Source organism: Roseovarius salis (genome assembly GCF_044472985.1).
Lineage (GTDB): Bacteria > Pseudomonadota > Alphaproteobacteria > Rhodobacterales > Rhodobacteraceae > Roseovarius > Roseovarius salis.
Map to the genome: position 1 here is coordinate 1 of NZ_JBISDG010000050.1, position 22,858 is coordinate 22,858.

19 protein-coding genes are annotated in these 22,858 nt (G+C 65.6%); 10 read left to right on the top strand and 9 right to left on the bottom strand.

The features are described 5' to 3' along the window. From ACH13J_RS16175 to ACH13J_RS16215, 9 genes are all read right to left on the bottom strand, one after another. Positions 1-237, bottom strand: a 237-nt coding sequence (locus ACH13J_RS16175) for an adenosylhomocysteinase (protein ID WP_397544379.1), incomplete at its 3' end; no start/stop codon positions are given. 40 nt (positions 238-277) lie between these two features. Further along, complete coding sequence (metK, locus tag ACH13J_RS16180; protein WP_397544380.1) at positions 278-1,468, bottom strand: methionine adenosyltransferase; 1,191 nt, start codon at positions 1,466-1,468, stop codon at positions 278-280. A 57-nt stretch (positions 1,469-1,525) separates the two neighbouring features. After that, on the bottom strand, positions 1,526-4,189 hold the full coding sequence (gene metH, locus ACH13J_RS16185; protein WP_397544381.1) for a methionine synthase: 2,664 nt from the start codon (positions 4,187-4,189) through the stop codon (positions 1,526-1,528). Beyond that, on the bottom strand, positions 4,186-5,259 hold the full coding sequence (locus ACH13J_RS16190) for a homocysteine S-methyltransferase family protein (protein WP_397544382.1): 1,074 nt from the start codon (positions 5,257-5,259) through the stop codon (positions 4,186-4,188). Before ACH13J_RS16190 ends, metH begins: the two co-directional genes overlap by 4 nt. A 9-nt stretch (positions 5,260-5,268) precedes the next feature. After that, complete coding sequence (gene metF, locus ACH13J_RS16195) at positions 5,269-6,141, bottom strand: methylenetetrahydrofolate reductase [NAD(P)H] (RefSeq protein ID WP_397544383.1); 873 nt, start codon at positions 6,139-6,141, stop codon at positions 5,269-5,271. A 71-nt stretch (positions 6,142-6,212) separates the two neighbouring features. After that, a complete protein-coding gene (locus tag ACH13J_RS16200; protein ID WP_397544384.1) occupies positions 6,213-7,904 on the bottom strand; it encodes a glycine/sarcosine N-methyltransferase in 1,692 nt (563 codons plus the stop codon). A gap of 716 nt (positions 7,905-8,620) precedes the next feature. Next, entirely contained in the window at positions 8,621-9,919 is a 1,299-nt protein-coding gene (locus ACH13J_RS16205) for a M24 family metallopeptidase (protein ID WP_397544385.1), read from the bottom strand. 66 nt (positions 9,920-9,985) lie between these two features. Next, positions 9,986-10,792, bottom strand: a complete 807-nt coding sequence (locus ACH13J_RS16210) for an SDR family oxidoreductase (protein WP_397544386.1) — start codon at positions 10,790-10,792, stop codon at positions 9,986-9,988. 10 nt (positions 10,793-10,802) lie between these two features. Then, positions 10,803-12,488, bottom strand: coding sequence for an extracellular solute-binding protein (locus ACH13J_RS16215; protein ID WP_397544387.1), 1,686 nt, complete (start codon positions 12,486-12,488; stop codon positions 10,803-10,805). 340 nt (positions 12,489-12,828) lie between these two features. On the opposite strand from ACH13J_RS16215, the gene ACH13J_RS16220 reads away from it, so the two are divergent. The 10 genes from ACH13J_RS16220 to ACH13J_RS16265 all read left to right on the top strand — a co-directional run. After that, a complete protein-coding gene (locus ACH13J_RS16220) occupies positions 12,829-13,794 on the top strand; it encodes a sugar ABC transporter substrate-binding protein (protein WP_397544388.1) in 966 nt (321 codons plus the stop codon). Positions 13,795-13,868: 74 nt separating this feature from the next. Further along, positions 13,869-14,666: an SDR family oxidoreductase gene (locus ACH13J_RS16225; protein ID WP_397544389.1), complete on the top strand. Its 798-nt coding sequence runs from the start codon at positions 13,869-13,871 to the stop codon at positions 14,664-14,666. Positions 14,667-14,724: 58 nt separating this feature from the next. Then, positions 14,725-15,702 carry an ABC transporter permease subunit gene (locus ACH13J_RS16230; RefSeq protein ID WP_397544390.1) on the top strand — a complete coding sequence of 326 codons (978 nt, stop codon included), beginning with the start codon at positions 14,725-14,727 and terminating at the stop codon, positions 15,700-15,702. 12 nt (positions 15,703-15,714) lie between these two features. Then, positions 15,715-16,716: an ABC transporter permease subunit gene (locus tag ACH13J_RS16235; RefSeq protein ID WP_397544391.1), complete on the top strand. Its 1,002-nt coding sequence runs from the start codon at positions 15,715-15,717 to the stop codon at positions 16,714-16,716. Beyond that, positions 16,713-18,227, top strand: a complete 1,515-nt coding sequence (locus ACH13J_RS16240; protein ID WP_397544392.1) for an ATP-binding cassette domain-containing protein — start codon at positions 16,713-16,715, stop codon at positions 18,225-18,227. The genes ACH13J_RS16235 and ACH13J_RS16240 overlap by 4 nt, the downstream gene beginning before the upstream one ends. Further along, entirely contained in the window at positions 18,227-19,099 is an 873-nt protein-coding gene (locus ACH13J_RS16245) for an NAD(P)-binding domain-containing protein (protein WP_397544393.1), read from the top strand. Before ACH13J_RS16240 ends, ACH13J_RS16245 begins: the two co-directional genes overlap by 1 nt. Further along, a complete protein-coding gene (locus tag ACH13J_RS16250; protein ID WP_397544394.1) occupies positions 19,096-19,809 on the top strand; it encodes a ThuA domain-containing protein in 714 nt (237 codons plus the stop codon). The genes ACH13J_RS16245 and ACH13J_RS16250 overlap by 4 nt, the downstream gene beginning before the upstream one ends. Before the next feature lie 106 nt (positions 19,810-19,915). Continuing rightward, positions 19,916-20,932, top strand: coding sequence for a thiamine pyrophosphate-dependent enzyme (locus ACH13J_RS16255; protein ID WP_397544395.1), 1,017 nt, complete (start codon positions 19,916-19,918; stop codon positions 20,930-20,932). Positions 20,933-20,944: 12 nt separating this feature from the next. Continuing rightward, a complete protein-coding gene (locus tag ACH13J_RS16260; RefSeq protein ID WP_397544396.1) occupies positions 20,945-21,940 on the top strand; it encodes a pyruvate dehydrogenase complex E1 component subunit beta in 996 nt (331 codons plus the stop codon). Next, positions 21,930-22,858, top strand: a 929-nt coding sequence (locus ACH13J_RS16265) for a biotin/lipoyl-containing protein (protein ID WP_397544397.1), incomplete at its 3' end; no start/stop codon positions are given. The genes ACH13J_RS16260 and ACH13J_RS16265, both read left to right, overlap by 11 nt.

A 22,858-nucleotide genomic window follows, 5' to 3' on the forward strand; every position in this document is an offset into this window, starting at 1 on the left:
CACCTCGGCCCCAAGCGCAACAAGCGTCTCGATCAGAACCGCCGTCTGGATCGTCATGTGAAGCGACCCCGCGATCCGCGCCCCCTTCAGCGGCTGCGAGCCGCCATACTCCTCGCGAAGCGCCATGAGACCCGGCATCTCCGTCTCCGCAATCTCGATCTCACGACGGCCAAAGGCCGAAAGCGTGATGTCGCGGATCGCGCAATCCTCGGGTGTGGGTGTCTCGGGTTTGTTCATGTCGTGTCTTTCCTTTCGAAATTCCGTTCGGTGGTCCGGCTCATTCGGCCGCGGCCGTGGCGCCGAAGGTGCGGGCCAGTTCGTCGGCGAGATCCGTCTTTTCCCACGAGAAACCGCCGTCATCCGCCGGCGCGCGCCCGAAATGGCCGTAGGCCGCGGTGCGCGCGTAGATCGGCCGCAGCAGGTCGAGATGCTCTCTTATGCCGCGCGGGGTGAGGCGGACCATCTCGCGCAGCGTGGCGGCGAGCTTGTCCTCGTCCACCCGGCCGGTGCCCAGCGTGTCAACGTAGATCGCCACCGGCTCTGGCACGCCGATGGCATAGGCCAGCTGGATCTGGCACTTGTCGGCCAGCCCCGCGGCCACGACGTTCTTGGCGAGGTAGCGAGAGACATAGGCGGCAGAGCGGTCGACCTTGGTGGGGTCCTTGCCCGAGAACGCGCCGCCGCCATGCGGGGCCGCGCCGCCATAGGTGTCGACGATGATCTTGCGGCCCGTCAGGCCGGCGTCCCCGTCCGGCCCGCCGATGACGAAATTGCCCGTCGGGTTGACGATGATCTTCTCCGCCGAGGGCAGCTCCCAGCCCTCTTCCTTGAAGCAGTCTGTGATGTAGGGTTCCACCATCTTGCGCACGTCGTCCTGGCTCAGCCCTTCGGCGTGCTGGGTGGACACCACCACCGTATCGATGCCCACCGGCTTGCCGCCGGCATATTTCAGCGTTACCTGGCTCTTGGCGTCGGGTCCGAAATTCGGCTGCTTGCCGGATTTGCGATCCTCGGCCATGTGGCGCAGGATTCGGTGCGCGAACTGGATCGGCGCCGGCATCAGCTCCTCGGTCTCGTTGCAGGCGTAGCCGAACATGATGCCCTGGTCGCCGGCACCTTCCTCGCCCTTGTCGCCCTCGTCGACACCCATGGCGATGTCGGCGGACTGGGCGTGCAGACGGCACACGATCTCGGCGTTCTTCCACGAAAATCCCGGCTGGTCATACCCTATGTCGCGGATCGCGTCGCGCGCGATCTGCTCGACGTCCTTGAGCACGTTTTCCGGTCCGCGCACCTCGCCGGCGATCGTGACATGGTCGGTCGTGGCCAGCGCTTCGCAGGCCACGCGGCATTCTGGATCTGTCGCGAGATAGGCATCCAGCACCGCGTCCGAGATCCGGTCACACACCTTGTCGGGATGTCCCTCCGACACCGATTCACTGGTGAAAAGCCATGTCTTGTCGCTCATCTCGTTCCTTTCTCCACGTTGGTGGGTTTGGTTGACTGTTGGCGAAGCGCACGGGCGTCATGCCGTCCTTCGCTGGGCGGGTTTGTCGGGGCGGTAGGCGAGGCTCGGGGCGAGCCACGCCTCCACCTCGGCGATGTTCATCCCCTTGCGCTCGGCGTAATCGGCCACCTGGTCCGGGCCGATGCGGCCGATGCCGAAATAGGCCGCGTCGGGGTGTGCAAAGTAGAGCCCCGAAACGGCCGCTGCCGGCCACATGGCGCAGGATTCCGTCAGCCGCACGCCGGTATGGGCCGTCGCGTCGAGCAGATCGAACAACGTGCGCTTCTCGGTGTGGTCGGGACAGGCCGGATAGCCCGGCGCAGGCCGGATGCCGCGGTATTGCTCGCGGATCAGCGCCGCGTTGTCCAGCGCCTCGTCCGGCGCATAGCCCCACAGGCTGCGGCGCACGCGGGCGTGCAGCGCCTCGGCAAAGGCTTCGGCCAGCCGGTCGCCCAGGGCCTGCACCATGATCGAGTCGTAGTCGTTGCCCTCGGCCTTCAGCCTCTCCGAGATGTCATGCACTTCCGGCCCGGTGGTGACGGCAAAGCCGCCCACCCAGTCCGGCGTGCCCTCGGGGGCTATGAAATCGGCCAGGCACATCTGGGCGCGGTCGCCCGTGCTGCTGCGCTGCTGGCGCAGCTGGGGCATCCGTGCGCGCAGGGTTGTGCGCTCCTCGTCCTCCCAGACGAGGATATCGTCGCCGCGGGCATTGGCGGGCCACAGCCCGACCACCCCGCGCGGGGTGAACCAGCCCTCGGCCTCGATCCGGTCGAGCATCTTGGTGGCGTTGTCAAAAAGCTCTCGCGCCGTTTCTCCCTTGTCGGGATCGTCGAGGATGGCGGGGAACTTGCCCTTCATCTCCCAGGTTGAAAAGAACGGCGTCCAGTCGATGTAGTCGCGCAGCGCGGCCACGTCGGTGTCGTCGATTACCGTGAGCCCCGGGGTCTGCGGCGCGGGGGGCGAATAGGTCTGCCACCCACCATCGAAGGCTGCGGCGCGCGCCTGCGCCAGCGGCGCGGTGGGGCGGTCGCCCGTGCGGTTGTCACCGGCGCGCATCTTGTCCTGGTCGCCCGCAATCGCGGTCAGGTAGTCCGGCGCGGCGGTTTTCGACAGCAGTTTCGAGACCACGCCGACGGCCTTGGACGCATCGTCGACATGGATCACACCGTTGTCGTATTCCGGGGCGATCTTGAGCGCGGTGTGCTTTTTCGACGTGGTCGCCCCGCCGATGAGCAGCGGCACGTCGAACCCTTGCCGCTTCATCTCGGCGGCGACTTCTACCATGCGGTCGAGCGACGGGGTGATAAGGCCCGACAGTCCGATCACGTCCGCCTTTTCGCGCCTGGCTGCCTCCAGGATGTCCTCGGTGGGCACCATCACGCCCAGGTCGACGACGTCGTAGTTGTTGCACTGCAGCACGACGCCCACGATGTTCTTGCCGATGTCGTGCACGTCGCCCTTGACCGTGGCCATGATCACCTTGCCCTTGGCCGAGGTGTCGCCGGCCAGCCGCTTCTCCTCCTCCATGTAGGGCAGCAGGTGGGCCACGGCCGTTTTCATCACGCGGGCGGATTTCACCACCTGCGGCAGGAACATCTTGCCCTCGCCGAACAGGTCGCCGACCACGTTCATGCCGTCCATCAGCGGCCCCTCGATCACGTCGAGCGGTTTCTCGGCGCGCTGGCGGCATTCCTCGGTGTCGTCCACCACGAAATCGGTGATCCCGTGGACCAGCGCATGTTCCAGCCGCTTCTCGACCGGCTGCTCGCGCCATTTCGGGTCTTCCTTCTTCGAGGCTTCCCCCGACCCCTTGTATTTGTCGGCAATCTCCAGCAGGCGTTCGGTCGCGTCATCGCGGCGGTTGAGCAGCACGTCCTCGACCCGCTCGCGCAGCTCGTCGGGGATGTCGTCATAGACGGTGATCTGGCCCGCGTTCACGATGCCCATGTCCATGCCCAGCGGGATCGCGTGATACAGGAAGGCGGAGTGCATCGCCTCGCGCACGGCATTGTTGCCGCGGAAGCTGAAAGAGACGTTCGACAGCCCGCCGGAGACGTGGGTGTCCGGCATTTCCTGCCTGATCATCCGCGTGGCCTCGAAAAAGGCGTTGGCATAGTCGTTGTGCTCCTCGATGCCGGTGGCCACGGCAAAAATGTTGGGGTCGAAGATGATGTCCCACGGCTCGAACCCGGCCTTTCCGGTCAACAGCTCGTAGGAGCGTTTGCATATGTCGAACTTGTGCTGCGCCGTCTCGGCCTGGCCGTCCTCGTCGAAGGCCATGACAACCACCGCCGCCCCGTAGCGGCGAATGGTGCGCGCCTGACGCAGGAACTCCTCCTCGCCCTCCTTCAGCGATATCGAGTTGACCACGGCGCGGCCCTGCACGCATTTCAGCCCGGCCTCGATGACCTCGAACTTGGAGCTGTCGATCATGACCGGCACCCGGCTGATGTCGGGCTCCGAGGCGATGAGGTTGAGGAAGGTCTTCATCGCCTCCTCGGAATCCAGCAGGCCCTCGTCCATGTTCACGTCGATGATCTGGGCGCCGTTTTCCACCTGCTGGCGGGCCACGTCCAGCGCGGTGGGATAGTCGCCCTCCATGATCAGCTTCTTGAAACGGGCCGAGCCGGTGACGTTCGTACGCTCGCCGATGTTGATGAAACTGGAAATCGCCGTGGTCATGCCGCGCCCTCCTGCGTGTCCGCGCCCCGGGCCTCGAATATTTCCAGCCCGCTCAGGCGCATGTGCCGAACCTTTTGGGGAATCTTGCGGGGCGCCTTGCCCTCCACCGCGTTCGCGATGGCGCGGATATGGTCGGGCGTCGTGCCGCAGCAGCCGCCCACGATGTTGACCAGCCCCGCCTCGGCCCATTCCTCCAGATGCGCGGCCGTTTCCTCTGGCGTCTCGTCGTATCCGCCCATCTCGTTGGGCAGCCCGGCGTTGGGATAGGCGCTGACGCGGGTATCCGCGACCTCGGCCAGGGTGCGCACATGGGGGCGCATCTCTCCCGCGCCGAGCGCGCAGTTGAGCCCGATGGAAAAGGGCTGCGCGTGGCTCATCGAGACCCAGAACGCCTCGGGCGTCTGGCCCGTCAGCGTGCGCCCCGACCGGTCGGTGATCGTGCCCGAGATCATCAGGGGCGGCACGGTGAGCCCCTCGTCGCGCAAGGAGTCGATGGCAAACAAGGCGGCCTTGGCGTTCAACGTGTCGAAGATCGTCTCGATCAGCAGCAGGTCGCAACCCGCCTCGATCAGGGCGCGGGCCGCCTCGCCATAGGCGTTGGCGAGGTCATCGAAGGTGACGGCGCGAAAGCCGGGGTCGTTCACGTCGGGGCTGATGCTGGCGGTCTGGTTGGTTGGCCCGATGCCACCGGCAACCCAGCGGGGCCGTTCGGGCGTCGACGCCGCGTCGGCCGCCTCGCGCGCCAGCCGCACGGACTCGGCGTTCATTTCGGCCACGAGGTCGGTCATGTCGTAATCGGCCTGCGAAATGGCGTTGGCGCCGAATGTGTTCGTGCACAGGATGTCGGCCCCGGCCTCAAGGAAATCGGCATGGATGCGCCGGATCATGTCTGGCCGGGTCAGGCTGAGCAACTCGTTGTTGCCGCCAACGTCGCACGGATGATCCCTGAACCGCTCGCCGCGATAGGTGGCCTCGTCGGGTTTTTCCTGCTGGATCATCGTTCCCATCGCCCCGTCGAGCACGAGGATGCGGTGGGCGGCGTGATCTTTGATGTCTTGGGTTTGGCTCATGGTTGTTCCTCAGGCGGCGTTCTCTGCCGGAATGTCCGGGGTCAGGCCCAGCGTGCGGCACACCGCGAGACTGACCTTGGATTGGTTCAGCGTGTAGAAATGGAATTCGGTTATGCCGGCCTCCAACAGTCGGCGGCACTGCTCCGCCGCGACTCCGGTGGCCACCATAGCGCGTGTCTCGGGGGCATTGTCCAGCCCGTCGAACATCTGCGACAGCCATCCCGGTATCGAGGCGCCGCAGCCTTCCGAGAAGCGCCGCAGGCTGGCGAAATTCGCCACGGGCATTATGCCGGGCACGATGGGCGCATCGATGCCGGCGGCGCGGGCCCGGTCGACGAAGCGAAGGATCGTGTCGGTATCGAATGTGTATTGCGTGATCGCCCGCGCCGCGCCGTTGTCCAGCTTGCGCTTGAGATGGTCAAGGTCGGACTCGGCGCTCGCGGCTTCGGGGTGTATCTCGGGGTAGGCCGCCACGGAAATGTCGAAATCCCCCGCCCGGCGCAGGGCGGCCACCAGCTCGGCGGCGTCCTGGTAGCCGTCGGAGGGTACGGTTTCGCCATCGGGCAGATCGCCGCGCAGGGCGACGATCCTGCGGATGCCCTTGGCCCACAGCGCCTCGGCCTGCCGGTCGATTTCGCCACGGCTCGCCCCCACGCAGGTCAGGTGATGGGCCACGGGCCGCCCGGTGCGGTTGCGGATCGCCTCGACCATCCGGGCGGTGCGGTCGCGCGTCGTGCCGCCGGCGCCATAGGTCACCGAGAAGTAAGCCGGGTCCGAGGCATCGAGTTGCGCCACCGTGTCCATCAGGCGGGCGACGCCGGCCTCGGTCTTCGGCGGAAAGAGTTCGAAGGAAATCGACAGATCGTCGGACATACCTGTCATGTACCGTTCTCCATCTCGGTGATCGGATGCGGGATTGGCAGGGCAGGGCGCAGTGCGCCCCGCCCTGTCGCTCAATGCCGGGCAGGCTTGCGGAATTGCTGGATGCCCCAGGCAAGGTGGCCGTCATCCGCCGCCTTGACCCAGTTCTGCAGGCCCACCGCCATCTTGTCGAGGTACTCGGCCGAGCATCCCTTTTCGCGCAGCGCGTCGTAGTGCGCGAGCAGCTCTTCCCTGACCCGGGCGTAATGTGCCCGCAGGTCGGCCACGGCATCTTCCTGCTGCACCGTCTCGAAGCCCAGCGCCTCTGCCGCCTCGCGGTAGAACCGGGGCGAGCCGAGGCTGTTGAGCTGGAGCCGGTCATAGACGGGCTGAAGAACGCCATCCGGCACGTCATCGGCTTGCATCGGGTCGGTGAAGATCAGGTGCCCCCCGGGCTTGAGGACGCGCCATGCCTCGGCCAGCACCTTGTCGCGCTGGTCGGAATGCAGGAAGGCATCCTGGCTCCAGACCACGTCGAAGCTCTCGTCGTCCTCGGGGACGTCCTCGAACACGCCGTGGCGAATGCCGATCTTGCCTGTCAGCCGCGCGGCCCGGACCTTGCCGAGGTTGTACTCGTTCTGTGTCTCGGAAATGTTGAGGCAGACGGCCTCGCAGCCGGTCTTGCGCACGAGGGTGCGCATTGCACCGCCGTATCCCGCGCCAAGGTCGAGAACGCGCGTGCCCTGCGAAAGCTCGGGCAGCGCCGAGATCATCGCGTCGATGGACAGGTCGCTGGCCTTGCGGATGTCCGGCGTGCCGCCGTAACGCCCGATGTGCAGGTCCTCGCCCCCCCAGATCGTCGAGTAGAACGTGTCGGCGTCGTCGCTGTCGTAATAGTCCTCGGTGATGTCCCGGATATCGGTCTCGTCCGACTGGGCGCCGCCACCCCACCTTGCCTCGTGCAGCGCCGATTTCTCGGCCACGTGGATGAAGAAGTCGGGATCATCCTCGGAGTACGTTTCCTGGAAATCGCCGTAGGTGCGCACCCGCTCGAATCCGGCCTCGCGGAACAGACGGCGCATGTAATCCTTGCGGATCGGGCAGAGGTTCAGCGTGTAGCTCGCGCCGTCGGGGAACGAATAGCGCATCCGGCACAGGCCCTCGTCGACGTGCTCGGGCTCGGCCGAAACCTTGTCGCCGCAATAGTAATACTTGTGCTTGCTCGAGAACCCGTGGTCGAGCATGGCGTCGTAGTTGCGCTGGTCGAGGATCAGGATGCCGTCATGCTTGAGCGCGGCGTAGAACTCTGCCAGCGCGCGCCGGCGGTCCTTCTCCTCGTAAAGATGGGTAAAGGAATTGCCGAGGCAGATGATGGCGTCGTACTTGCCGTGGATGTCACGGTTGAGCCAGCGCCAGTCCGCCTGTGCCGTCTTCAGGATCAGGCCCCGCCGCGAGCCGTTCTCGAACGCCTTGGCGACCATCGCGGCCGAGCCGTCTGCGGCCGTCACGTCGAAGCCCGCCTGCGTCAGCCGGACCGAGTGGAACCCCGTGCCGCATGCAACGTCGAGTACGCGTTCCTTGCCGCGGGCCTTGAGTATGTCGATGAAGAACTGGCCCTCGCTCTCGGCCCGGCCGCTCCAGTCGATCAGCTCGTCCCACTTGTCCACGAAGGTGGTGACGTATTCCTTGCGGTAATGATCGGTTTCGCGGTCTGCCAGCGGATCGTTGCTGTAGGCCTGGCGGGTCATCGTCAATTCGGCGTTACCGGCGGGTTGCTGTGTCATGTCGCTCTCTCCGCTTGCTGGATGACGGCGGCCCGATCCGGGCATGCTCTTGGGCATCCCCCGGTCCGCGTTGCAGAACACGCACCGGAGCCGTCATGCACATTGTTTCCGTTTTTCGCTCTGCACGCGGGGCTCCGGTGCAAAGTCTTCAAGCTCTTGGTCGGCGGGCACGATTGGCGCTGCCGAGACGCCGGGATGTTTCTTGTCTCTAAGTTTTTTAGCCCAGCTATGAACTGCCACTGTTATCTTAGGCAAATTACGACTCTTCAAGTTCTGTATGCGACTTTTTCGGAATTTTGGGAATTTCGTATGGCAAACTGTTCATGTCGCACAAAAAATCATCGGCGGAGAGTCACCCGGCTCCGCCCGTCGGTACGACCTTGGCGGGCATTTCGTTGTAAAAATGCCACTCCAAAGGGTGCGCGGAATCGATTGACGGGCGAAGTTTCTGCTGCGGCCGCGGGGCGCCCCGGAATGCGGGCCAGTGATATGAAGGCTGCCTGATAAGACAGGTGCCGCGGCGGCCGCGGTCGCCGCGGCCGACGGTTCGTCAATTCATGGGGAAAGTGGCCAGGGGAGGCGGGATCGCCGCCGTCCCGCGGCAAGGCAGAGTGCCTTTCGCGCGGCGCGGGCGTGCGGCACCATGCAGCCCCGATTCGCGGGGTGGCGTGCCGTTAGGGGCCAAGGCCCGGCCTTTCAGCCGGGCCTTGCCGTCGTCAGTAGCGGTTCGCGATCGGCAGCTCTTCGGCGGGGAACAGGCTGATGACTTCGCAACCCGTTTCCGTGACCACGACCTCTTCCTCGATCCGCGCGGCCGAATAGCCGTCGGCGGCGGGGCAATAGGTTTCCAGCGCGAACACCATGCCCGTCTTGATCTCCATCGGATGATCGAGCGACACGGCACGGCTGATGATCGGGCGTTCATGCAACGCAAGCCCGAGGCCGTGCCCGAATTGCAGGCCGAAGGCCGCGTCCTCGTTCGGGAAGCCAAGGCTTTCCGCCGTCGGCCAGACCTCGGCGACCTTGTCGGTGGTCACGCCGGGCTTGATCATCGCGATGGAGGCGTCGATCCATTCGCGCGCCTTGACATAGGCATCGTGCTGCGCTGGCGTCGCCCTCCCGACGTTGAAGGTCCGGTAGTAGCAGGTCCGGTAGCCTTGGTAGGACTGCAGGATGTCGAAAAATGCCTGGTCGCCGGGCCGGATCAGACGGTCGGTGAAGTTGTGCGGATGCGGGTTGCACCGCTCACCCGAAATGGCGTTGATCGCCTCGACATCGTCCGACCCCATCTCGTAGAGCATCTTGTTCGACAGCGCGACGATATCGTTCTCGCGCACGCCCGGCTTCAGTTCCTCGTAGATCATGTGGTAGACGCCGTCGACCATGCTGGCGGCCTGCGTCAGCAACTGGATTTCGTCCCAGTTCTTGATCTCGCGCGCGGCCAGCATGATCTGCTGGCCGTCCACGACCTTGATGCCTTCTTCCTGCAGGGCGTGGAACATCGCGGTTTCGGCGTAATCGACGCCCACCGGCATGTCGGCCATGCCCGCGTCCTTGATCAGCTCGGCGATCATCTTGGCGTATTTGCGCATCAGGCCGAATTCGGGCGGGATCGTCCCGCGCATGCCGACGACCCCGGCGAGGCAGTGATCGGGCTCCAGCCAGTCCGAGTACTTCTGGTGGTGCACGGCGGCCGAGCCGAAATCCCAGACATAGGGAGAATCGTCGCCTGTCAGCAGGCAGAAGCGGCACATCTTGTCACGCTCCCATTCGCCGATCTTGGTGGCCGAGACGTAGCGAATGTTGTTGACGTCGAACAGCAGCAGTGAACCGGCGTTGGACGCCTTGAGAGACTGCCGCGTGCGCGCAAGACGGTAGCGGCGCAGACGGTCATGGTCGATCCGGCGTTCGAAGTCGACGGACATGTGGCCCGCCGACGGCAGCTTGGCCTCCCACTGCCAGTTCGGTTCGAGATCCTGCGGCGTGAGCATATTGGGCATCAATGCGCGTGACATGTTTTTCTCCTTTGGGCGATCCTGCCGCCCGATGCTTTTACGTGAATTTCGCGAAGGGGCGCGGCGCTACTGGATGCACCAGCCACCGTCGATGTGGATCATCTGGCCGGTCATGTAGTCGCTGTCGGAACTGGCCAGGAACGCGGCCGTTCCCTTCACGTCTTCGGGGTAGGAAACCCGCTTGATCTGCAGCGCGTCGCGCACGATGTCGTCATAGGCCTGTCCCTCGCGCTCCTTGAAGCCGATGTCGACGAGATCCTTGTCCAGCTGTTCCCAGAGCGGCGTGACCACCACGCCGGGGGCGTAGCCGTTGACGGTGATATTGTGCTCGGCCAACCCGACGGCGCCGCAATGCGTCAGCGCCAGACAGCCGTATTTCGAGGTGCAGTAAACGGTCACGTCCACGAGCGGTTTGCGCGACGCGATACTGCCCACGTTGATCAGCTTGTAGGGATAGTCGCGCTTGCCCTGCGCGATCATCTGCCTGGCCGTCTCCTGCATCCCCAGCCACATCGCCTTGGTGTTGACGTTCATGATCATGTCCCAGTTGTCTTCGTCGATATCCATGAAGAACCGGGGCTTGTTGAGGCCGGCATTGAAAAGGCCGACATTGATCTCGCCGAACGCGTCGACCACTGCCTTGACGGCCGCGGCGTTGTCCTCGCGCTTGGTGACGTCCATCTTGACGGCGATGGCGCGGCCGTTTCCCTTTTCGTTGATGCTGTCCGCGACGGCTTGCGCCGCGTCGAGATCAAGGTCGCCGAGGCACACATTGGCCCCCTGTTCGGCGAAGTGCTCGGCATTGGTTGCCCCCATCCCGCGCGCGGCGCCGGTGATGAGGATGTTCTTGCCTTCAAGGCGTTTGGGGTCCATGGGCTCCTCCCTATTTGACCGGGTGTTTCATTGCATCTTCCGCTCGCGCCTGCGCGCGCGCGAGCGCGTCACGCGGCGCGGTCACCCCGCGCAGCATGTCGTGGAATTCGTGGCCGCAGATGGCGATGATCTCGGAAATCTGCGGGATCGGCGGGCGCGGCCAGAACTGCAGCTCGTCGCGCCACGACATCTGGTCGACCATCTCGAAGACGGGCGACAGCCGACGTACCTCCGGGTCGGCGCCGACGGAATAACGCGGCGCCGTGCGGCTGCCGTTCTGCACGTAGAGTTTCTGCGCCTCCGGCGAGGTGAAGGCGATCAGCGCCTCGACCGCGTCGGGCAGCCGCTCGTCCGGCAGGTTCGCGGGAATGCCCAGAACGTAGCCGCCCACCGGCGCGATCGGCGCCCCCGAGGGGCCGGGCGGATGCGGCAGGTAGCCGGTATTGCCGGCGGCGGGCGAGTCCGGGTCCAGCTCGAAGTAGGGGGCAAGCAGCGTGTAGCCGTAGGCCATCGCGATCCTGCCGGCGGCAAAGGGGCGGATGCGTTCGTACCACGACATCGACAGGATATCGGGGGGGGAATACTCCATGAGGGCCATCAGGTACTCGGCCGCTTCCAGGGCGCGGGGCGTGTCGATCGTGGGCCGGATGCCGTCACGGTCGAGGTTGTCGGCGTCGAATCCGCCGGCGATCTCGGGCATGTCGATGATCGGCTGGCCGAAATCCGCGCAGGTCATCATGAAGGTATGTCCAAGGGCCGTGCCGCGCGCGGCGTTCCACGCCACGCCGTACCGACCGTGCCGGGGATCGTGCAGTTCGCGGGCCGCCGCCAGCACGGCATCGGTCGACACGGGCGGCTCCAGCCCTGCCTCGGCGAACCAGTCGCGGCGATAGAACATCAATTCCGGCGTCGTCTGGCTCGGCACGCCATAGGGGCGCCCGCCCCAGTGCGCCGCGCGCCAGCCCGCGGTATGGAAATCGCCCGGATCGAGCCGGCCGATATCCATGACGGAATCGAGTGGACGCAGCACACCCCTGGCGACGAACTCGCCGATCCAGGGCAGGTCGACGGCGATGAGGTCGTAGCGGCTGGCCGGGCGGGCGCTGTTGCGCACCGCTTCTTCCCTGAGCCGGTCGATGGAAAAGGCGCGCTGGTTGATGTTCGTGCCGATGATCTGCTCGAACTGGCGCTTGAGGTTCTCCATGACCATGAAAGTGGGGTCGCCATGCACCAGGATCCGCACGCCCCCCGCCAGCTTGAGCGGTTCGGGCAACACCTGCGGCGGACGGATCAGTGCCTGGCCGGGTTGATAGGAGTCGCCGAAGTAGTAATCAGACCCCTCGGCGGTCCGCACCGCGGGGGCGAAGCTGTGCGCCGCAAGCCGCTGGACGCGGTCGGCCAGCTGGCTCCACCTTTCCATCAGCGTCTCGCTTGGATGCAGTGAGAAGCTCTTGCCCGTCTTGGAGCGTGGTCGCTGCTCTATCAGGCCGGCATTGTGCATGTCGGCCAGCTTGCGCATAGCCGTGGCATAGGGCACGCCGGAGGCGCCGACCATGGATGAGGCGGTGACGGTGCGCCCCTCCTGATGGCTGCGCAACAGGTGCAGGCTCATCATGAGGTACGGGTTGGGCGCCGTTGGTTCGATATAGGTATCGATTTCCGCGAACAGCTCCTCGAGGAAGCGCACAATGCTCATCGTGTCGGCCGCGCGCTGAATCCCGCCCGCGCTGGGGGCGGAAAGTTCATTTCGAATATCCTGGCCGAGGGGCATGTTCATTTTGGCGCGGCGCTTGTTGTGCGATGCGGGGGGTCCCGGTTTGGCCATTCCGGCCTCCTTGCAACATGTTCAGTTTGATATCCGGTCAGTATGGAGAATATATCCATTATGGATATAAAAATATCCAATCTGGCTAACATTGGCGTCGGCGGATCGGACAATAATGAGGATGACTGGTGGTCGGATTGCACCGGGACGAATCCCCGGCGAGAGGAGAGCCGCAATCCCCGGAATTATTCATACTGGGAGGAAGCAAGACATGAGCTACACAACACGAACCGTCATGGCCATGACGACGGCACTGGTCGGCGCTGCCGCCGCGGGTGCGGCCGCGGCCGACACGTGGAAGATCGGCATCACGCAGAACAACGTCGGTGTCGACAGCTACCAGACGACCTATGAAAAGGCCTTCATCGCCGCGGCCGGCGAGAACGACAACGTCGAGACGGTCGTGCTGGATGCCGGTGGCGATGTCGCCCGCCAGATCGCGCAGATGGAGGACCTCATCCAGCAGGAAGTCGACGCCATCATCATCTGGCCCACCAACGGCGAGGCCGTCATTCCCGCGGTGCGCAAGGCCCACCAGGCCGACATCCCCGTGATCGTCACCAACTCCAACATCGCCGAGCCGGGCTTCGACTTCATCGCGTCCTTCTCGGGGCCCGACAACATCACACAGGGATCGCGTTCGGCCGAGATCATGTGCGACCGGTTCAAGGAGCTGGGCATCGAGGACGAGGCCCAGATCGTCGAGATCACCGGCCAGCCGGGATACACCACGGCCATCGAGCGCAGCAAAGGCTTCCAGGACAGGCTGCCGGAGGTGTGCCCGAATGTCGAGCTGATGGAAAGCCAGCCGGGTGACTGGAACCGCGAGAAAAGCCAGAAGGTCATGGAGGCGTTCCTCGTCAAGTATGACGACATAGACGGGGTCTATGCGGGGGACGACAACATGGGCGTCGGCGCCCTGAACGCGGCCAAGGCCGCCGATCGCGCCGGGGACATCACCTTCGTGGGCGCCACCAACTTCGCGGTTGGCTACGAGGCGATGGCGCGCGGCGAATACTGGGGCTCGATCTACCAGTCGCCCGTGGACGATGCCGAGGCGGCCCTGCAGACGGCCATCGACGTGCTCAACGGCGAGGATGTTCCGTTCCTCAACTACTTCGACACGCCGAAGATCACCCAGGACAACATGGACGAGTTCGACAAACCCGTCTTCTGAGCTCCTCCCGGCCGTGCGGGGCCCGGTGGCCTCGCGCGGCATTTCCGCAGCCAAGAAACAGCCGGAGGGACACGATGGGTCGTGTTTCAGCACGCTCCTGCATAGTGACGGGGGCCGCGCAAGGTATTGGCCGCGCCATCGGTGAGGCGCTGCTGGAAGAGGGCGCGGACGTCTGCTTTGCCGACATAGACGCCGACAAGGTTGCCGCGGTGGCCGCGGCCAACACCGATCGTGCCGCCCGTGGCGGTGGTCGTGTGACTCATGCCGCGGTTGACGTGACGGACCGGGCGCAGGTGCGCGCCATGATCGCCCACGCGGTCGACGTTTTCGGAAAGCTCGACGTGAAGTTCAACAACGCCGGCGTGAACAGGCCGATGAATTTCATGGACGTGACCGAGGACAACTGGCGTTTCATCATGGACGTCAACGGGCTGGGCTGCCTGATCGGAATGCAGGAAGCCGCCGCGCAGATGATCGCGCAGGGCGGCGGCGGCAAGATCATCAATACCGCCAGCATCGCCAGCCGGCAGGGCTTCGACAACGTGGCGCCCTACTGCGCCAGCAAGTGGGCGGTGGTTTCGCTCACGCAGTCGGGCGCGCGGGATCTGGCGAAACATGATATCACGGTGACCGGCTTCGCCCCCGGTGTCGTCGCGACCGAGATGTGGGAGCAGGTCGACCAGGACCTGATGGAGATCGGCGCGGCCGAACGGCCCGGACAGGCAATGGAGGAATTTTCCGAGGGTATCCTGCGCGGCCGGGTGGCCACGCCGGAGGATGTGACGGGCACGACCACGTTCCTTGCCAGCGGGGACAGCGACTACATGACCGGCCAGGTCGTGATGATCGACGGGGGGATGGTGCTGGTCTGAGGGTCCGCACGACAAGAAGCGCGCGGCGCAAGACGCCAGACCGCGCAGGGAGGAACACATGGTCACATCGCTTACCAAGGAGAACATCGTCGGGTTCCTGGCGCGCCAGGGCATCCTGGTGGCTTTTGGCCTCTTCATCATCGGTTTCACCATCGCGAACGACCGGTTTCTCGACCCCGACAACGTGCTCGGGGTGATCCGGTCCTCGGCGATCCTCGGGCTCATGGCGCTGGGGGTCACCTTCGTGGTGATCAGCGGCAACCTCGACCTCTCCGTGGGGTCGATGATGTCGTTTTCGACCATCGTCGTGCTGGACCTGCACGACAAGATCGGCCCGACGCTGGCAATTCCGGCCATGTTCGCGATGACGCTCGCGCTGGGGGCTTTCATCGGTTTTCTCGTCGGTTACCTCAAGCTGAATTCGCTCATCGTCACGCTGGGGATGCTGTCGGCCATACACGGGCTGACGCTGACCTATTCCGGCGGCAAGAACATGGACATCGATGACAAGGAGGCGACGTGGTTCAGCGTCTTCGGCCAGGGCGAGATCATCGGCATTCCCGTGCCGATCCTGATCTTCGCGCTGCTGGCGGCGGTGCTGGGTATCACGCTGGCAAAGACGCCGTTCGGCCGCAAGGTCTATGCCGTGGGCGGCAACGGCACCGCCGCCACGTTCTCGGGCATCCGTCGGGCACGGGTGGTGTTCACCTGTTACCTGATCTCGGCCTTCTGCGTGGCCACTGCCGGGCTGATTCAGGCCGGGCGCAGCCTCGGCAGCCAGAACACGGTCGGGCAGGGGATGGAACTGGAGGTGCTGGCCGCCGTGATCCTTGGCGGGGCGTCCCTGATGGGCGGGGCCGGCACGATATTCCGCACGGTGATCGGCGTGCTGATCCTGGGCTTTATCCAGAACGGCCTGCTGCTCGTGGGGCTGCAGTTCTACGTCCAGTACGTCGTCACCTGGATCATCATCATCCTGGCCGTCTGGCTGGACATCGCGGGCAAGCGCGGCCGGCTCTGGTCGCCGATCGCCTGAGGGGAGGACACCATGCAAGCCGGAACACTGGCCAACTACCTGCGGCGGGGCGCGATCTGGGGCTTCATCGTGATCGAGCTCATCTTCTTCTCGATCGCGGGCGAGTATCTCGCGATCACCGACAAGGCGTTCATGGACGCGGGCAACATGCTGCTGCTGCTCAAGCAGACGGCGCCGCTGGGGATCATCGCGATGGGCATGACCATCGTGATGATAAACGGCAACATCGACCTTTCGGTGGGCGCCACCTTCGCGCTTGCCGCGGTGGTTCTGCTCGACAGCATGACCTGGCCGTTCATGCAGGCCATGGGCGACTGGGCCATCCCGCTGGCGTGGCTGTTCGCGCTGGCCACCGGGGTTTTGCTGGGCGCGATCAACGGTCTGATCGTGTGGAAGACGGGCGTGGACGCCTTCATCGTCACGCTTGGCGCCATGCTGGGCTATCGCGGGCTGGTATTCATGTATAACGGCGAACAGCCCACCAGCCACCTCAACTGGACCCTGATCGATTTCGCCGAGGCGCAGTTCCTCGGGCTGCACACGGCGACGTGGTTCCTTTTGGTCGTGACGGCGGTGATCTGGTACGTGATGAACCGCACGGTGCACGGGCGCAATGCCTATGCCATCGGAGACAACCGCGAGGCGGCCGTGAACGCGGGCATCCGCGTGGGACCGCACATGATGATCAACTTCATGATCATCGGCTTCCTCGCCGCGCTGTCGGCGGTCGTGTTCTATTCCGAGAGCGGCTCGGTCAACCCCAATGACGGCGAGCTTTACGAGCTGTGGGTCATCACCGCGGTGGTATTGGGCGGGACCAAGCTGACCGGCGGGTCGGGCTCGATCATCTCCACTTTCGGCGGGGTGCTGGCGATCCAGCTCCTCCGCAAGGGGTTGGCGCATATCGGGGCCGACACCTCGACCGTCAACCTCGTGATCGGTCTCATACTGATCGCGGTGCTGTTCCTCGACAAGCAGCTCAACGTCAAGGCCAAGGAGGAGTTGAAGACATGAGCGGACAGCAGACACCCGCCCTGCGGCTGGAGGGCATCGTCAAGACCTTTCCCGGCGTTCGCGCGCTCGACGGTGTCTCCTTCGAGGTGCGGCCCGGCGAGGTTCATGCCCTGATGGGCGAGAACGGCGCCGGCAAATCCACCCTCATGAAGGTGCTGGGCGGCATCTACCAGCCCGACGAGGGCCGCATACTGGTGGGAGAGGAACCGGTCGTGATGACCTCTCCGCTGCAGGCCAAGGGCCGCGGCATCGTTTTCATCCACCAGGAACTCAGCCTCGCGGAGGAGCTGACGGTGGCCGAGAACATCTTTCTGGGGGAACTGCCGCGCAAGAGCTTCGGCCGCGTGGACTGGGCCAAGCTCTACTCCCAGACCGACGGGATCCTCGGCAAGCTGAGGGTCGGGTTCGACGCGCGGGCGCGCGTCGGGGACCTTTCGGTCGCCAACCAGCAGATGGTCGAGATCGCCCGCGCCCTGACCGTGGACGCCAAGGCCGTGATCTTCGACGAGCCGACAGCGTCGCTCACCGACGCAGAGAAGGTCGTGCTGTTCGACGTGATCGAGGACCTCAAGCGCGATGGCGTCGGCATCATCTACATCTCGCACCGGATGGAGGAGATATTCCGCATCACCGACCGGATCAGCGTGCTGCGCGACGGGCAGTACCGCGGAACCCTGGAGACGGCCGAAACCGACGAGGAAAGCGTCACCCAGCTCATGATCGGCCGCAAGCTCGACCTGTCGCACAACGTGGCCCATCACGAACTGGGCGACGTCGCGCTCGAGGTGCGCGGCCTCAGCTGCGGTGATCTGTTCCAGGACGTGAACTTCGAGGTGCGCCGGGGTGAGGTCGTGGGCTTCTACGGGCTTGTCGGCGCGGGCCGCACCGAGATCGCCGAGACGCTCTTCGGCCTGCGCGACCCGTCGGGGGGCGAGATACTCCTCGACGGTACGCCCGTGCGCATCCATTCCCCCCATGACGCGATCGAGCGTGGCATTTCGCTGGTGCCCGAGGACCGCAAGGCGCAGGGGCTGGTGTTGAGCATGAACTGCCGTGACAACATGACCCTGCCGCAGGTGGACGACCTCAAGGCCGGCCCCTTCGTCGCCGACGGGGCCGAGATCGCGATATTCGACCAGTACCGCGACCGTCTGGATATCCGCACGCCGGGCTGGAAACAGCAGGTGGGCAACCTGTCGGGCGGCAACCAGCAGAAGATCGTGTTGGGCAAGTGGCTGTCGATGCACCCCAGCGTCCTGATCGTGGACGAACCCACCCGCGGTATCGACGTCGGCTCCAAGGCGGAGATCCACAACCTTATCCGAGACCTCGCGGCGCAAGGGTATGCCGTGATCGTCATCAGTTCGGAAATGCCCGAGGTGTTGCACGTCAGCGACCGCATCGTGGCGATGTTCAGCGGCCGCGTGACCCGGACCTTCACCTCCGACGAGGTGACCGAGGACAACCTGATCCAGGCCATCTCTGGTCTGAGTGGCGACAAGGTGGCCTGATGCGTGTGGGGTTTGCAGGGCTGGGCCGCATGGGGGCGCACATGGCGCGCAACCTGATGGCGGCCGGGCACGAGGTGACGGTCTGGAACCGCTCTGCCGGCAAGGCGCGGGCGCTGGCGGCCGAGACGGGCTGCGCCGTGGCCGACAGCCCCGCGGCGCTGGCCCAAGGGGCCGAGGCGGTGGTGACCATGCTGGCCGACGACCCCTCGTCGGAGGCGGTGCACACCGGCCCGGAGGGGCTGTTCAGAGCCGCGGGCGGCGCGCGGGTCTTCGTCGAGATGGGCACCATGAGCCCCGGTCACATCGCCGCGCTGGTGACCGCCGCGCCCGACGGTGCGCAGGTGATCGACGCGCCGGTTTCGGGCGCCACGCAGGCGGCTGCCGACGCGCAATTGATGATCATGGCCGGTTGTTCGGAGGACGCGGCCACACCGCTTAGGCCGCTCTTCGACGCCATGGGCAAAAAGACCATCTGCCTTGGCCGTGCCGGCGCCGGCTCGGTGATGAAGTTGTCGGTCAACAGCCTCATCCACGGCATCAACCAGACGCTGGCCGAGGCGATGACACTGGCGGGCGCCTCGGGCATCGCGCCGGAAACGGCCTTCGAGGTGATCGAGTCGTCGGCCGCCTGTGCGCCGATGCTGAAATACCGCAAGCCGCTCTACCTCGACGAGGCTGGCCACGACGTGACCTTTACCGTGGCGCTGGCCCGCAAGGACATGGAGGTGACGGTCGTGCTGGCCGAGCATCTGGGCGTGGCCATGCCGCAGGGGCGGGTGACACTGGACAAGCTGAAGGACGCCGAGGCCGCGGGCTACGCCGGCCGCGACATGGCGTCGATTCTGGAATTCATGAGAAAGGACGCAAAATGAAGGCGGCGCTCTTCGTCGGCGGCTGGGAGGGCCACGCGCCCACCGAATTCGCGGACTGGTACAAGGCCCTGCTGGAGGACAATGGTGTGGAGGTCGTGGTTCACGACACGCTGGAGCCGCTGGAGCGGCCGGCAGAGATGGCCGATGTCGACCTGATCACGCCGATATGGTCGTCGGCCCGCTCTGGCCACAAGGAAGAATTCGGCAACATGACCAAGGCGCAGGAGGACGGCTTGCTGGAGCTTGTAGGCCGGGGGTGCGGGCTGGCCGGCTGGCACGGGCACATGGGCGATGCCTTCCGCGACCGGCCGACCTATCACTTCCTGATCGGCGGGCAGTTCGTGGCCCATCCGCCGGGCTGGCCCGACAACCTGCAGCCGCGCGAGGACTACATCGACTACGACGTGACCATCTGCAAACCCGATGATCCCGTCGTCGCGGGCATCCGCAGCTTCCGCCTGACGTCCGAGCAGTACTACATGCTGGTCGATCCCTCCAACGAGGTGCTGGCGACCACGACCTTCTCGGGTGACCACCTGTGGTGGATCGAGGGCACGGTGATCCCCGTCGTCTGGAAACGCCGCTGGGACAAGGGCCGCGTCTTCTACTGCTCCATCGGGCACGAACTGGACGATCTGAAGGTGCCGCAGGTGACCGAGATCATCCGCCGCGGCGCGCTCTGGGCTGCCGCGGGAAAACGCGCCGCGTAGCGGCCCCGGCCGGGGTGCGCGCCACCGACATTCACCCTGTTCCGGCCCCGTCGACGCGGCGGCCGGAGCGTTTGGAACGACAACCGCCAAGGACGGATACGCCGACATGACCGCAAGCAAGACCGCCAGCTCGAACACACAGGACTACCTGCGGATGTATACCCAGATGGTGCGCATCCGCACCTTCGAGGACAACGCCAACCAGCTCTACCTCTCGGCCAAGATGCCGGGGCTGACGCACATGTATTCCGGCGAGGAGGCTGTCGCCGTGGGCATCTGCGAGGTGCTGACCGACAGCGACCGCATCACCTCCACCCACCGGGGCCACGGCCACTGCGTGGCCAAGGGCGCCGAGTTCAAGGAAATGTTCTGCGAGCTCCTGGGCAAGGAAGAGGGGTACTGCCGCGGCAAGGGCGGCTCGATGCACATCGCCGACCAGAGCCACGGCAACCTGGGCGCCAACGCCATCGTCGGCGGCTCGATGGGCATCGCCACCGGTTCGGCACTGCGGGCCAAACTGCAGGGCGCCGATGACGTGACCGTGTGCTTCTTCGGTGACGGGGCCACCGCGCAGGGCCTTTGGTACGAGGTGATGAACATGGCCGCGCTGTGGAAGCTGCCGGTCATCTACGCCTGCGAGAACAACGGCTATTCGGAATACACCAAGACCGAGGAAATCGCCGCCGGCTCGATCACCGCGCGGGCCGAGGCGTTCGGCATCGAATCGCACAGGGTGGACGGGCAGGACGTGCTGGCCGTCAACGAGCTGGCGCAGACGCTCGCGGCCCGCTGCCGCAAGGGCGAGGGGCCGTTTTTCGTGGAGCTGGAAACCTACCGCTACCACGGCCACCACGTGGGCGACATCAACCGCGAATACTACCGCTCCAAGCAGGAAGAGGCCGACTGGAAGGAGAACCGCGACCCGATCGTGCGCTTCCGCGGCTGGCTGGTGGCGCAGGGCATCGCCACCGAGGACGAGATCGAGGCGCTGAACGCGCAGGTAAAACAGGACGCCAAGGAGGCCGTCGCCTATGCCGAGGCCGCCCGCTACCCGGACGTCTCGGAGGTGGACATGCACGTTTATGCCGAAACCGACCCCGCGACCCTGCGCCCCGGCGCCTGAAGGAGAACCGAGATGCGAGAGATCACCCTGTCCCAGGCCGTCAACGAGGCCATCGCCGAGGAGATGCGCCGCGACCCCACCACCTTCCTCATGGGCGAGGACGTGGCCGAGGCCGGCACGCCCTTCAAGGTGCTCAGCGGGCTGGTCGAGGAGTTCGGCACCGACCGCGTGCTGGACACCCCGATTTCCGAGCCGGGGTTCGTCGGTCTTGCCGTGGGCGCGGCCATGACCGGCGCGCGGCCCATCGTCGACCTGATGTTCGGTGACTTCCTCTATCTGGTGATGGACCAGCTGTGCAACCAGGCGGCCAAGCAGCACTACATGTCGGGCGGCAAGCTGACCGTGCCGATGGTGTTGCGCACCAATCTGGGCGCCACCCGCCGCTCCGCCGCGCAGCACAGCCAGTCGCTGCAGGCCATCGTCGCCCATATCCCCGGGCTCAAGGTGGCGATGCCCTCTTCGGCCTACGAGGCCAAGGGGCTGATGAAGACGGCGATCCGCGACAACAACCCCGTCGTCATCTTCGAGGACAAGCTGATGTACCAGGACAAGGCCCCGGTGCCCGAAGAGGAATACCTGATCCCCTTCGGCGAGGCCAACGTGAAGCGCGAAGGCCGCGACATCACGCTGATCGCCACGTCGTCCATGGTGCAGGTGGCCGACAAAGCGGCCGAGACGCTGGCCGCCGAGGGCATCGGGGCCGAGGTGATCGACCCGCGCACCATCGTCCCGCTCGACGAGGCGACGCTGCTGGAGTCGGTGAAAAAGACCTCGCGCGCCATCGTCATCGACGAGGGCCACCAGAGTTACGGCGTGACCGCCGAGATCGCCTCGCGCCTCAACGAGAAGGCGTTCTACCATCTCGACGCGCCGGTGCTGCGCATGGGGGCGATGGACGTGCCCGTACCCTTCAGCCCGGCACTGGAGGACATCACCGTGCCCACGCCCGAGGGCGTGGCCGACAACGCGCGCAAGCTCTGCGCGGGGGAGATGATCCATGCCGCATGACGTCATCATGCCCGCGCTGGGGATGGCGCAGGACAGCGGCGTCATCGTCACATGGCTGAAGTCCCCCGGTGACGCGGTGGCCGAGGGTGACGCGCTCTTCGAGGTGGAGACCGACAAGGCGACGATGGAGGTCGAGGCGCAGGCGGCGGGCTACCTTACGGACGTCACCGCGCAGGCCGGCGCCGAGGTGCCGGTCGGGCAGGTGATCGCGCGCGTCTCCGATACGCCCGAGGGCGCGGGCCCGGCCGCCGACAGCCACGACACCCCCGAGGAGATTGTGGCCACCGCCGAGCCGGGGTCCGTGACCGGCGAAGAGGTCATCATGCCCGCGCTCGGCATGGCACAGGACACCGGGCTGATCGTCGCATGGCACAAGGATGCCGGCGACGCGGTGGCGGCCACGGATATCCTGTTCGAGGTGGAAACCGACAAGTCCACCATGGAGGTCGAGGCGGGGCACGACGGCTATGTCGCCGCGCTTCTGGCCGAGGTCGGCGAGGAAGCGCCGGTGGGCGCCCCGATCGCCGTGATCTCCGCCGACAAGCCACAGTCCCCTGTGCGCCGCAGCATCAACGAGGCCGCACTGCCGACCGCCGACCGGGCCGAGGCGGCAACGCCCGCTGCGAAGACGCCCGACAGGGTGGATGAGAGGCCCGCGGCCGCGCAGCCCGAGGCGGGCGGGCGCATCCTCGCCTCGCCCAAGGCACGGCGGCTGGCGCTGGAACAGGGGCTCGACCTTGGCCGGCTGGCCGAGGCGGGCTATCCGCAGCCCTATCACGTCAAGGACCTGGAAACGCTCAAGGCGCTGCCCGAGGCCCCGGCCGCGCCGCCCGCCGCGGCCGGTGCGCGTCACATGACCGCGGAGATCGCCGCCGACGGCTTCGCCACCTTCGCCGACTGGGCCCGAACCGAGGCCGG